Annotated in this window: 12 protein-coding genes; 6 read left to right on the top strand and 6 right to left on the bottom strand. The window is 64.5% G+C overall.

Annotated features, from left to right (window positions below):
* Positions 1-234: 234 nt before the first annotated feature.
* The 5 genes from A3M7_RS0116445 (at position 235) to A3M7_RS0116425 (ending at position 6,320) form a co-directional block, all read left to right on the top strand.
* Complete coding sequence (locus A3M7_RS0116445; RefSeq protein ID WP_027544912.1) at positions 235-1,278, top strand: C-terminal binding protein; 1,044 nt, start codon at positions 235-237, stop codon at positions 1,276-1,278.
* A gap of 87 nt (positions 1,279-1,365) precedes the next feature.
* Positions 1,366-2,709 carry an ABC transporter substrate-binding protein gene (locus A3M7_RS0116440; RefSeq protein WP_027544911.1) on the top strand — a complete coding sequence of 448 codons (1,344 nt, stop codon included), beginning with the start codon at positions 1,366-1,368 and terminating at the stop codon, positions 2,707-2,709.
* Positions 2,710-2,875: 166 nt separating this feature from the next.
* The gene (locus A3M7_RS0116435) at positions 2,876-3,832 is read left to right on the top strand and encodes a carbohydrate ABC transporter permease (RefSeq protein ID WP_027544910.1); all 957 of its coding nucleotides are present in this window, start codon (positions 2,876-2,878) and stop codon (positions 3,830-3,832) included.
* Entirely contained in the window at positions 3,825-4,721 is an 897-nt protein-coding gene (locus A3M7_RS0116430; protein WP_027544909.1) for a carbohydrate ABC transporter permease, read from the top strand. Before A3M7_RS0116435 ends, A3M7_RS0116430 begins: the two co-directional genes overlap by 8 nt.
* Positions 4,722-4,964: 243 nt before the next feature.
* The gene (locus A3M7_RS0116425; protein WP_027544908.1) at positions 4,965-6,320 is read left to right on the top strand and encodes an esterase-like activity of phytase family protein; all 1,356 of its coding nucleotides are present in this window, start codon (positions 4,965-4,967) and stop codon (positions 6,318-6,320) included.
* Between the two features lie 178 nt (positions 6,321-6,498).
* Here A3M7_RS0116425 and A3M7_RS0116420 read toward each other — a convergent pair whose 3' ends face one another.
* From A3M7_RS0116420 to A3M7_RS0116395, 6 genes are all read right to left on the bottom strand, one after another.
* Entirely contained in the window at positions 6,499-7,329 is an 831-nt protein-coding gene (locus A3M7_RS0116420) for an energy transducer TonB (RefSeq protein ID WP_027544907.1), read from the bottom strand.
* Entirely contained in the window at positions 7,329-7,775 is a 447-nt protein-coding gene (exbD, locus tag A3M7_RS0116415) for a TonB system transport protein ExbD (protein WP_027544906.1), read from the bottom strand. The genes A3M7_RS0116420 and exbD overlap by 1 nt, the downstream gene beginning before the upstream one ends.
* A gap of 3 nt (positions 7,776-7,778) precedes the next feature.
* Positions 7,779-8,555: a tonB-system energizer ExbB gene (exbB, locus tag A3M7_RS0116410; protein WP_027544905.1), complete on the bottom strand. Its 777-nt coding sequence runs from the start codon at positions 8,553-8,555 to the stop codon at positions 7,779-7,781.
* Positions 8,556-8,582: 27 nt separating this feature from the next.
* Complete coding sequence (gene hutX, locus A3M7_RS0116405; RefSeq protein WP_027544904.1) at positions 8,583-9,098, bottom strand: heme utilization cystosolic carrier protein HutX; 516 nt, start codon at positions 9,096-9,098, stop codon at positions 8,583-8,585.
* 28 nt (positions 9,099-9,126) lie between these two features.
* A complete protein-coding gene (locus A3M7_RS0116400) occupies positions 9,127-9,459 on the bottom strand; it encodes an antibiotic biosynthesis monooxygenase (RefSeq protein ID WP_027544903.1) in 333 nt (110 codons plus the stop codon).
* 99 nt (positions 9,460-9,558) lie between these two features.
* Positions 9,559-11,907: a TonB-dependent hemoglobin/transferrin/lactoferrin family receptor gene (locus A3M7_RS0116395; protein WP_027544902.1), complete on the bottom strand. Its 2,349-nt coding sequence runs from the start codon at positions 11,905-11,907 to the stop codon at positions 9,559-9,561.
* Positions 11,908-12,168: 261 nt separating this feature from the next.
* Here A3M7_RS0116395 and A3M7_RS50500 point away from each other — a divergent pair, with 261 nt between their 5' ends.
* The gene (locus A3M7_RS50500; RefSeq protein WP_027544901.1) at positions 12,169-12,375 is read left to right on the top strand and encodes a hemin uptake protein HemP; all 207 of its coding nucleotides are present in this window, start codon (positions 12,169-12,171) and stop codon (positions 12,373-12,375) included.
* The last annotated feature ends 2 nt before the right edge of the window (positions 12,376-12,377 follow it).

Here is a 12,377-nt window from a genome sequence, read left to right as displayed (position 1 = left end):
GCGGACTCGCGCACAGACCTTTTTATTTGAATCAACTTTTAGTGTGTGACCCCTTAGCAAGTTACTTACGTGCCTCCGTAGAAGCCCTGACGACGCCGCGAAAAGCTGCGAATAATGGTCAAGCGAGCAACCGGCGATTGTACGCATGCACCCCGATTTCGCGTAAAAGACGCAAAGGCCCGCCGCGAAGGCCGGGCCACAACAAGAACCGACAGAACAAATCGGGAGCAGGAAATGCCGAAATACAGGGTGGTGACGCCGAAGGGCGCGAGCTTCACGGTCGCGGGCAGCGATTATTCCTACGAGCGCGAGGCGCTCGATCCGATCGACGCCGAGATCGTCGAAGCCCCGGCCAACGAGGCTGAGTTCATCGCCGCCGCGAAAAACGCCGACGCCATCTACGCCAAGGGCATCCCGATCACCAAGTCGATCATCGACGCGCTGGAGAGCTGCAAGGTCATCACGCTCGGCTCGGTCGGCGTGGACAGTGTCGACGTGAAGGCCGCCACCGCACGCGGCATTCCGGTCACCAACATCCCCGACACCTTCATCGAGGAGGTCGCCGACCACGCCATGATGCTGCTGCTTGCGGGCTTCCGCCGCCTGGTCGAGCAGGACCGGATGGTGCGCGACGGACGCTGGGCCGAGGGCCGGCCGGCGCTGCTGAAGATCCCGCGGCTGATGGGCCAGACGCTCGGCTTCATCTCGTTCGGACGCGTCGCGCGTGCAGTTGCGAAGCGGGCCGCGCCGTTCGGCCTGCGCATGATGGCCTACGATCCCTTCATCCAGGAAACGCTGATGTACGACCACGGCGTCATCCCCGCGACGCTGAGCGAGGTGCTGTCGCAATCCGACTTCGTATCGATGCACGCGCCCGCGCGGCCTGAGGTGCATCACATGCTGACCGAGAAGCACTTCCGGCAGATGAAGAAGGGCTCGATCTTCATCAACACCGGCCGCGGCGCCACGGTGGACGAGGAGAGCCTGATCAAGGCGCTGCAAGAGGGCTGGATCGCGCACGCCGCCCTCGACGTGCTGGAGAAGGAGCCGCCCTCGCACAACAATCCCATCCTCAGCATGGAGAACGTGACCCTGACCGCGCATGTCGCCTCGGCCTCGGCACGGTTCGACGAGGCACGCAAGCGCCGCGTGGGCTACGAATTGTCACTGGTGCTTCAGGGCATGTGGCCGGTAAGCTGCGTCAATCCGTCGGTGCTGCAGAACACCGCGCTCCGCCGCTGGCAGCCCGTCAGCATGGATCGCGGGCCGAACAGCTAGGCGGCCGGCCGCAAAACGCGCCGGAAACCGGAACGGCCCTTCACCGGCGATCAACGCCGGGAAGGGAGACATCATAGGGAGGAACTGATGAGGAACGACATCACGCGTCGTGATGCCTTGGTGCTGGGCCTGTCCGCTGCGACGCTCGCGGCAACCGGTGTTGCAGCGCACGCTCAATCCGCAATCAAGGCCGCAGACGTCCCCGCACCGAAACTGCCGATCGAAAAGGGCGCAACCCTGCGCATGCTGCGGCCGGTGCGGTTCGTACAAGCCGACGAGGACGTGTTCCGCGCCAACGCGGCCAAATTCACCAAGGAGACCGGGGTCGAGGTCAAGGTCGACTTCGTCGGCTGGGAGGACATCAACCAGCAGACCGCGGTAACAGCCAATTCCGGCGCCGGTCCCGACATCATCATCGGCTTCTCCGATGCACCGCACATCTATATCGACAAGCTGATCGAGCTGACCGACGTCGCCGACTATGTCGGCAAGCGTTACGGCGGCTGGCTGCCGCTGGCGCAGCGCTACGGCAAGAGGAACAAGAGCGACGCCTGGATCGGACTGCCGTTCGGCGCCACCGCAGGTCCCCTGATCTACCGCAAGTCGATCCTGCAATCGGTCGGCTTCGACAAGGTGCCGGAAGACCACGCCGGAATCGTCGACCTCTGCCAGAAGCTGCAGAAGGCCGGCAAGCCGGCCGGTTTCGCGCTCGGCAACGCCAAGGGCGACGGCAACGGTTTTGCGAACTGGGCACTGTGGTCACACAACGCCGCCCTGCTCGACGAAGAGGGCAACGTCATCATCAACAGCAAGGAGACGATCGCCGCACTGAACTGGGTCAAGCAGCTCTACCCGACCTTCATTGCCGGCACGACTTCGTGGAACGACGTCAGCAACAACCGCGCCTACTCCTCGCAGGAGATCGCGCTGACCGCAAACGGCGTCTCGCTATACTTCTCGCTGAAGAACGATCCCGCGACCAAGGCGATCGCCGACGACAGCGAGCATCAGTTGCTGCCGAAGGGCGTGGCCAAGATCTCGCCGATGGCGGGCCTGACCCTGAACGCCATGGTGTTCAAGCACAGCCAGTATCCCAACGCCGCAAAGGCCTTCCTGCAATACATGCTGGAAAAGGACCAGTACGAGCCGTGGCTCAACGCCAATTCCGGCTATTGGTCCCAGCCGCTGGCCGCCTATGCCGATGCCGCCGTGTGGTCGCAGGACCCCAAGGTGAAGCTGTTCAAGGACACCATGAACAGCACCTATTATGACGGCTACAGGGGCCCGATCTCGACAGCGACCGGCGCCGTCAGCGCCGACTACGTGCTGATTCAGATGTGCGCGTCCGTCGCGACCGGCGCTGCCACGCCGGAGGCCGCGGCCGCGGAAGCCGAACAGCGCTGCAAGCGGTACTTCCGGCGGCAGAAATAACGGCCGGCGGTGCGGCCGTCATTGCGAGCGAAGCGAAGCAATCCAGAGCGTGTCCGCGGAGGCAGTCTGGATTGCTCGTCGCTACAGCGCAAAATTGCTACGCAATTTTGTCGCGAGCTCCTCGCAATGACGGCGGGGTGACCTTCAACGACAGGACGACGACACGATGTCCGTGACCACACTTCCCCCTCTCGCCCTCGCCCACCGGCAGCCAAGCTGGCTGGTCCGCCTGTTCGACTACAAGCCGTTCCTGATCGTGATGTGCCTTGCGCCCGCAATCGGGCTGCTCGCGGTGTTCCTGACCTATCCACTCGGCCTCGGCATCTGGCTCGCCTTCACCGACACCACGATCGGCCGCAAAGGCGTCTTCGTCGGCCTTGAGAACTTCCAGTATCTGCTCACCGACCCGCTGTGGTGGAACGCGGTGTTCTACAGCGTGGTCTACACGGGCATAGCGACGTTCGGGAAGTTCGCGCTCGGCTTCTGGCTGGCGCTGCTGCTCAACAACCATTTTCCGTTCAAGAGCCTGCTGCGTGCGATCATCCTCCTGCCCTGGATCGTGCCGACGGTGCTCTCGGCGCTCGCGTTCTGGTGGATCTACGATCCGCAATTCTCGATCATCTCCTATCTGCTGGTCGATGTGCTGCACTGGCGGTCGAGCAATGTCGACTTCCTCGGCTCGCCCTGGCCGGCGCGTTTCTCGCTGATCGCCGCCAATATCTGGCGCGGCATTCCCTTCGTCGCGATCTCGCTGCTGGCGGGCCTGCAGACCATCTCGCCCTCGCTGTACGAGGCCGCGATGCTCGACGGCGCCAGCGCCTGGCAGCGCTTCCGCTACATCACCTTCCCGATGATGATGCCGATCCTCGCCATCGTGATGACGTTCTCGATCATCTTCACCTTCACCGACTTCCAGCTGGTCTACGCCATCACCCGGGGCGGCCCCGGCAACTCGACCCATTTGCTGGCAACGCTGGCCTTCCAGCGCGGCATTGCCGGCGGCGAGCTCGGCGAAGGCGCCGCGATCGCGGTGTCGATGATCCCGTTCCTGGTGTTCGCGACACTGTTCTCCTATTTCGGCCTGGCGCGCCGCAAATGGCAGCAGGGAGAGAGCAATGACTGATACCGTCGCGCAAGCCACTGCCGACGCGAAGGCGGCGCCCGACACCATGGCCTGGGATTCCGGGCTGCGGCGGCTGATGATGATCTACCTGCCGCTCGGCTGCTTCGTGCTGATCCTGCTGTTTCCGTTCTACTGGATGGCGATCACCTCGTTCAAGCCGAACGCCGAGCTGATGAACTACAAGGCGCACAATCCGTTCTGGATCTCCTCGCCGACGCTGGCGCACATCAAGCATCTGCTGTTCGACACCGCCTATCCGCGCTGGCTGTGGACGACGATGCTGGTCGCGATCGGCTCGACCACGCTGTCGCTGGTCGCGAGCACGCTTGCCGCCTATGCGATCGAGCGGCTGCGCTTCCGCGGCAGTCCCTATGTGGGCCTCGGCATCTATCTCGCCTACCTCGTGCCGCCCTCGATCCTGTTCATCCCGCTCGCCACCGTGGTGGTGCAGTTCGGCCTGTTCGACTCACCGATAGCGCTGATCCTGGTCTACCCGACCTTCCTGGTGCCGTTCTGCACCTGGCTCCTGATCGGCTATTTCAAGTCGATCCCCTACGAGCTCGAGGAATGCGCGCTGGTCGACGGCGCGACGCGGCTCCAGATCCTGCGCCGGATCACGCTGCCGCTCGCGGTGCCCGGCCTGATCTCGGCCGGCATCTTCTCGTTCACGCTGTCCTGGAACGAGTTCATCTACGCGCTCGCCTTCATCCAGAGCGGCGCCAACAAGACCGTGCCGGTCGCGATCCTGACCGAGCTCGTCACCGGCGACGTCTACCAGTGGGGCGCGCTGATGGCGGGCTCGCTGCTCGGCTCGCTCCCGGTTGCGGTCTTCTACTCGCTGTTCGTGGATTATTACGTGTCCTCGCTGACCGGCGCGGTAAAGGAGTAATCCCGCTCTCTCGTCCCCCTCTCCCCGTTCTTACGGGGAGAGGGCGGGGTGAGGGGCTCTGTCCGCGCAGACAGTGAGAGACCGACACGCGGAGAGGCCCCCTCACCCGGAATTTGCTAGCGCAAATTCCGGCCTCTCCCCGCAAGCGGGGAGAGGCGACGATGCCTGCGGCGTTTGGCCCGGTTTCACAAAACTGCAACAAGCGATCCGCATAACGCGTGCGTCCGCCAACAGGAGACGCACATGCGCGCGATTTTTCTCAGCACCGTCGCAACGATCATTCTCACCGCCAGCACGGCGCTCGCGCAGAGCGAAGGCGAATTCCCGGCGAAGCTCGCCGGCCACGTGGTGATGCCGGCCGAGTCGTTCATCGACGCGCCGGCGGATGCGCCCGCCGATCTCAAGACGTCCGGAAAGTACACCACCGGCAAGCGCGTCGACGCGCTCGGCACCGTGATGGGCAAGTCCGCTGAGCGGGCGACCGGCGTGTCGCTGCCGTTCAAGGGCCAGCCGCTCCAGGGCCATTCCGGCATCAAGACCATGCCCGACGGCACCTTCTGGGTCATCACCGACAACGGCATGGGCGCGCGCGCCAACTCGCCGGACTCGATGCTGTATCTCAATCGCTACAAGATGGATTGGGCGAGCGGCAAGATCGAGCGGCAGGAGACGGTCTTCCTGCACGATCCCGACAAGAAGGTGCCGTTCCGCATCGTGCACGAGGATACCCAGAAGCGCTACCTCACCGGCTCCGACTTCGACACCGAAGGGTTCCAGATCATCGGCGACACGTTCTGGATCGGCGACGAGTTCGGCCCTTACATCCTGAAGGCCGACAAATCAGGCAAGATCCTGGGCGTGTTCGAGACGGTTGCCGACGGCAAGCCGGTGCGCTCGCCCGATCATTGGGCGGTGGCGACACCGGGCGCGCCGGGCGCGACCTACACCAACGTCAACCTCCGCCGCTCCAAGGGCTTTGAGGGCTTTGCCTCGTCCAAGGACGGCAAGTTCCTCTACGGCCTGCTCGAGGGCCCGCTGTGGGACTCCGAGAAGAAGGACTGGGAGAAGGTCGACGGCAAGGAAGCCTCCCGCATCCTCGAGTTCGACGTCGCCGCTGAAAAGTTCACCGGCCGCTACTGGCAATACGTGTTCGAGCAGAACGGCAATGCCATCGGCGATTTCAACATGATCGATCCCACGGCCGGCCTCGTCATCGAGCGCGACAACGGCGAAGGCACGGCCGACAAGGCCTGCCCGCAAGGCCAGCGCGGCGACAACTGCTTCCCCGATCTCGCCAAGTTCAAGCGCGTCTACAAGATCGAGCTCTCGGACGCCAATGTCGGCAAGCCCGTGCGCAAGATCGGCTATATCGACCTGATGAAGATCCGGGATCCCGACAAGAAGGCGAAGAAGCCGCTCAATGACGGCGTCTACACTTTCCCGTTCTTCACCATCGAGAACGTCGATCGCGTCGACGACACCCACATCATCGTCGGCAACGACAACAACCTGCCGTTCTCGTCCAGCCGCGATCCCAACAAGGCCGACGACGACGAGTTCATGCTGCTCGAAGTCGCGGATTTCCTGAAGGCGAAGTAGGGTTCTCTCCCTCTCCCCGCTTGCGGGGAGAGGGTCGGGGTGAGGGGGAGTCTCCGCAGGGACGGTGACAGACGGACTCGCGGAGAGCCCCCCTCACCCGCCGCGCGTCGGACGATGCTTCGCATCGCTCGGCGCGCGTCGGCCTCTCCCCGCGCGCGGGGAGAGGCGAAGAGCCCGACTACCTCACCGTAAACTCCACCGGGATCGAAAAGCTCATCGCGCCGTTCTTGATCTCGTCGGGAATCGGCGGAAACGGCGAGGCCTGGCGGATCATCGACATGGCCTGGGCGTCGAAGGCGGCGACGCCGGAGGAGCCGCCGAGACGGCTGGACGTGACCTGCCCGCTGCGGCTGAGGGTGAAGTTCAGCCTGGCAACGCCGCGCTGCCCCCCGCCTGCGGACGGATATTGGTGGAAGCGCATCAGATGGGCGCGGACGCGTTGATTGTAGGACGCGATCGCCGAGGCCACCGCGCCCGCGCTCATCGCAGACGCCATCGGCGCCTCGCGCTCGGCGCGCGGCGGCGCGCTTGTGCGCGGCGCGGGCGTCGCGTCCGACGGCTTCTTTGCCTCGCGGCGAACGATCTTCGGCTTGTCAGGCGCAGGCTTTTCGACCGGCACGATCTTCGCGGGTTCGGGCCTGGCTGGTGTCGGCTCCAGCTTCCGCTCAGGCGGTGCCACGACGTCCGGCTTGTCCTGCGGGGGCGTCGGCGCGATGGTTTCCTCGATCATCTGCCGCTGCGCGGGCTCCGGCGGCGAAGCGTCGGCCTCCTGCATCACCGGCCCGGGCGCGACGTCGTCCGGCATTGATTGCGGTGCCGAGGTCACCGGCGCCATGTCGATCATGATCGCCGGAAGCGTGACGCCCTGCTCCGGCTGCGACCTGAGCCAGCTCATCGCAAGCAGCGCAGCGGCAAGATGCAACGCCACGATCACCGCGGCCGAGACGCCCCAGCGTGCACCCTCGCGCTCGCCGAGCGGCTCGTGCAGGGCAAAGGCGTTCGCGGCCATCAACTGCGTCCGTCGAGGCCGACGAGGGCGACCTTGAGATACCCGGCGTTGCGCAGGGTGTTCATCACGTCCATCAGATCGCCGTAGGAAACCGCCTTGTCGGCGCGCAGGTAAATACGCTCGTCCTTGCGCCCCCTGGTGGCGGTGTCGAGCGACGAGGTGAGCGCCTCCCGAGCCACGACGTCTTCGCCGACGGCAATCGACAGGTCCGGCTTCACGGTGACGAAGACCGGCTTGTCCGGCCGCGGCGCCGGCTCGGCCGCGGTCGCCGGCAGCTCGACGCCGATGTCGACGGTGGCGAGCGGGGCGGCCACCATGAAGATGATCAGCAGCACCAGCATCACGTCGATGAACGGCGTGACATTGATCTCATGGGTGAGGTCGAGATCACTGGGGTCACCGCGCTTGAGCGGCGATCCCGAACCTGCGCCGAGCTTTGCGGCCATGGCCTACTCCGCCGCCCGCGACAGGCGGAACTCTCTGTGGTCGCGCTGCCGGCTCACCAGCAGCATGAGCTGTGCCGAGGCGTCCCCAAGCAGCGCGCGGTAATTGGCGATGCCGCGGACGAGATGATTGTAGATCACGACCGCCGGAATCGCGGCAACGAGGCCGAGCGCGGTGGCAAGCAGCGCTTCGGCAATGCCGGGCGCGACCACCGCAAGGCTGGTGGTGTGGCTCTCGGAGATGCCGATGAAGGCGTTCATGATGCCCCAGACCGTGCCGAACAGGCCGACGAACGGCGCGGTGGCGCCGATGGTCGCGAGCACGCCGGTGCCGCGCGCGATCTGCCTGGACATCGCCGCCTCGACACGCTCCAGCCGCAACGCCACGCGCTCCTGCAGACCGTCATCGACAATGCCGCCGGAGAGCTCCGCCTCCTTCGCGCAGGACTGCATGAGCTGGGCGACCGCATCATGCGCGTCGGAGGTCCGCTCCGCCGCCTCCGCCAGCTTCATCTTGCCCTCGAGCGCGCGCGTCCGCTGCACGGCGAGCGCGCTCTTGCGGCGCAGCTCGACGGTCTTGGCGAGCCACACCGTCCACGTCACCAGCGAGGCGACGGCCAGCCCGATCATCACCGCCTTCACCACGATATCGGCGCTGACGAACATGCCCCAGGGCGACAAATTGCGCGGCAACAGCGCTTCGTCGATCGCGAAGGCCGGAGCCGGCGCGAGCGCCAGCGCGATTGCTACGATCACGTGCCGAAGCCTGGAATTGCCTTGCATCCTGATCTCCCGACAGACAGAGGGAAGCTATGCCGCGGGCGGCGCCGCGATCCGGTCCGCAAGCTGGCGGAACCGCGCCAGCTGGTCTCCACGCAGCGCCCGGGTCTCGTCGCGGCCGACGAAGACCTTGAACATGATGCCGCCGTCGGCATTGACGAAGGCAACGAAGGCCGAATTCTTGCCCATGAAGGGGCGCTCGACGAAGGCGACGCCTGCGCAGCGCTCGTGGCGGAGATGGCCATGCAGGCCCTTCGGCTGCATCAGGTTGAAATAACCGCGGCCGATCTCGCCCGCGGGAATTGAGCCAGTGAATTCGAAGATCGCGTCATCCGTGTGCACAATCAGCGTGACCTCGCCCCATTGTGCGACGTCCTGCATGGCGGCGGCAAAATGCTCGCCGCCTCCCATGCGCACCATCGACGAGGGCAGCGCCTCGATCACCGCACGCGGGGTGACCTTGCGCTCCCGCGCGACGTCCTCGATCACCGCGCCGGGATTGTCGGCCATATGCGCCCTGAGATCGGCGAGATCGGTGCTCAGCATGTCCAGCTCCTTCTCCTGCGTCGCCACCTCAGGCGGCCGCGGCCTTGCGCTCGCTCTGGATCACCTCGAAGCCCTCGAACTTGGGATGGCCGAGATAGAGGCTCTCGCCGGTCCGGTTGTCGGCGCGGGCATGGGCGCGGCGGAATTCCTCGGAGCGCGTCCAGGCCTCGAACGCCGCCTTGTCGACCCAGGTGGTGTGCGACGAATAGAGCGTGTGGTCCTCGGCCTCGGGGCCCTTCAAGAGATGAAACTCGACGAAGCCCAGCATGCTGCCGAGATAGGATTCGCGCGTAGCCCAGACCGTTTCGAACGCCGTTTCCGCGCCCTTCTTCACCTGGAAACGATTCATTGCGATAAACATGAGAGTCTCTCCTTCTGATCAAGATGAAAACGCGCCGAAACCGCGCTGGAGCATCAGCGCGGCCCGGCGGAGATTGCTGACGTTGCGACGCCTGTCGGCTTACGCACCTCCAAAGTGGATCTTCATGCCGGCCTTGTAGACCCGGCCCGGTCCCGGGCTCGACCACAGCACGTCGTTCTGCGTGGTGCCGTCGGTCGAGCTGCCGGGAATGGCGTAAGGCCGGTAGTACTGGTTCAAGAGGTTGTCGATCGAGGCCGAGAACACGATGTCCCTGGTCGCGTTGTAGGTCAGGTACAGGTTGACCAGCTCGTACCCGGTCGCCGGCAGATAGCCGGCGGGCACGTCGTTGTTGGGACCGTACGAGGCCCACTGCGCCGTCAGGATCAGCGTGCGATCGAGCAGGCGGACACCGCCGGTCGTGACCACCTTGCGCGGGGTGATGGTCGCGAGCCCGATATTGGTCGCGACGTTCTTGCCCTGGATGTAGTGGCCGGCGACACCGATGAACCAGTCGCCCGCATCGTACATCGTCTCCGCCTCGAAGCCCTGGATGCGGGCCTGCGCGATGTTTTGATACTGGTAGTACTGGCTCGCCATGCCGAACGGCGTCGCCACCGGCGTCGAGGCAACGAGGTCGATGTAGTCGGAGACGTCGTTGCGGAACAGGTTGATCTTGCCGCGGAACGAGTCGGACGCGCTGAAGATGTTGTCATATTTCAGGTTGAAGCCGACCTCCTTGTTCTTGCCGACCTCGGGGCGAAGGTTCGGGTTGGGCAGGAAGCAGAACAGGCCGCTGGTTCCATCAGGGCAAGGGAAGAAAACCGGTCCGCCGCCAGTTGCATGCGCGCCGGAAATGACGGTCTCCGTGATCGAGGGCGCACGGTAGCCTTCAGCATAGCTCACATAAGGCTGGAAGCCCGCGACCGGCGTGACGCCAAGGGTGATCTTCGGCGAGAAGCGGTCACCACCGGCATGCGTGTTGCCCGAGTCCAGGTCGTAACGGTCATAGCGGATCGCGCTCACCGCCTCGAACCACGTGCTGTAGTTCTGCTTCAACTGAAGGAAGCCACCCGACACGGTGCGGATGCCGCTCGGCGTGGTGATGTTGGAATTGCCGCGGCTGTCGGTCGTGATCACGTCATCCTGGAACGCGTCGACGCCCCAGGTGAGCGCATTGCGCCAGTCGCCGACGTTGAAGCGCGTGGTGTTGTTGGCGTCGATGCCATACGTGTTGAGGACGTAGCCGCGCTTGTCGCCGACGCAGCCCGAGACGTTGTTGCCGAGGCCGCCGTTGCAAAAGGCCGACGGTGTCGTGCCGTAGTGGTAGGTCTTGGTCTGGTCGTTGTCGGTGCGATTGCCGTAGACCGACATGTGCCAGTCGAACAGATTGTCGCTCGGCAACGCATAGTTCCAGGTGATGGTCCCGGTATAGTTCTTGGCATCGGATGCGTAGACCGAGGATCCGCGATTGAGCGCAATCAATGCCTGGTTGGTCGTCGGACCGCGATTGAACTGGCCAATGTCGTATTGATAATCCTGGAACACGGCGCCGAACTTGACCTCGTGACCAAGGGCCGGCCGCACCGTGAGCTTCATCAGCCCGGCCTCGACCTGGTTGCCGGTGTTGCCGATCTCGGTGCCGTTGCCGTCCTTGTAATTGCCCTGCGTACGGTAGACCGCGCCGCCGAAGATATCGACGTCGGGCGTGGCGCGCACGCCGCCGAATACCGAGCCGAGGCCGCGATTGTTGTTGGAGCCATACGATCCGGAGAGATCGACACCCCAGCGCTCGCCGGGACGCAGCACGTCGTTGATGTCCTTGGTGCGGAACGAGACCAGGCCGCCGATCGCGCCGGAGCCGTAGATGTTGGCGGTCGGTCCCCGCACGACGTCGATCCCGCCGATCAATTCGGGATCGAGGAAGAAGGAGCCGTTGGCATTGTGGCCGGTGCGCTGATAGTTCTGCCGCGCGCCGTCGACGACGACCGCGACGCGGCCGAAGTCCTGCATGCCGCGGATGTTGATGACGGTCGCGGGATCGTCGCCGCGCTCCTGGAACGACACGCCGGGCACGGCATAGAAGACATCCGACAGCCGGTTCGGCTGAAGACCCTGGATCTGGTCGAACGAAATCGAGCTGACGGGCGCGAGCGCATCGATCGCGCGCTCCTTGGTCTTCGTCGCCGCGACCGTGATGGTGTCGAGCACCTGCACCGGCGCGGCGCTGCCCGCCTGCGCACGGGCGTTCAAGACGTCGGGCGCAGCCTGCTGCGCAGCCGTCGGCCTGACCTGCTTGCGCTTGGCCTGCTTCGGCCGTTCCGGCGACGACGCATGTTCGGCCTGCGGCGATGCGGTCTGCGCGAGACTGCTCTCCGTCACCAATGCCGCGATTGAAACCACCGACGCGCCCAAAATCAGGGCGCGCGAATACCTAGCCCCGTCAGCCATATCAGCCCCAGCCTGCACTTCACTTTAGTTTTGGAGTCGTTTGGCTGGCGTGCGCCGCACGACGCGGCGACTGGCTGGCTGATTTTTCAAGACGCAGGCATGTTGCCTGCTGTCATGATTGGTAACGTGGCAACACTCTGACGGTCAATGACATCAGGTTGCAGTTTATATCGATTGTAAAAATGCCGCCGTTGGAATGCGCCAGATGCCGCCTATACAAACAGGCAGCATCTGAAATTTCGAAGGCGCATCACACCAAAAATGTCAGCAATGTCCGGAGACAGCGGCAGCGGCGCGGCAGGGCCGGCGGAAACCCCTTCCGCAACAACGAGAACCCTCACCATGCGAGGGAGCCGGATCGACAGCCGTGAGCTCTTTGCGCACGAGCGCGAGATCATCATCGCGCATGGCGAGGACGCCTATCGCCTGCGTTTGACCTCGCAGAACAAGCTGATCCTGACGAAGTAGCC

Origin of the sequence: Bradyrhizobium sp. WSM2254, assembly GCF_000472645.1 — a bacterium.
In the GTDB taxonomy this organism is placed as follows: Bacteria; Pseudomonadota; Alphaproteobacteria; order Rhizobiales; family Xanthobacteraceae; genus Bradyrhizobium; species Bradyrhizobium niftali.
The sequence above is the reverse complement of the archived record's forward strand: the minus strand, read 5'-3'. Positions and strand labels throughout refer to the sequence as shown.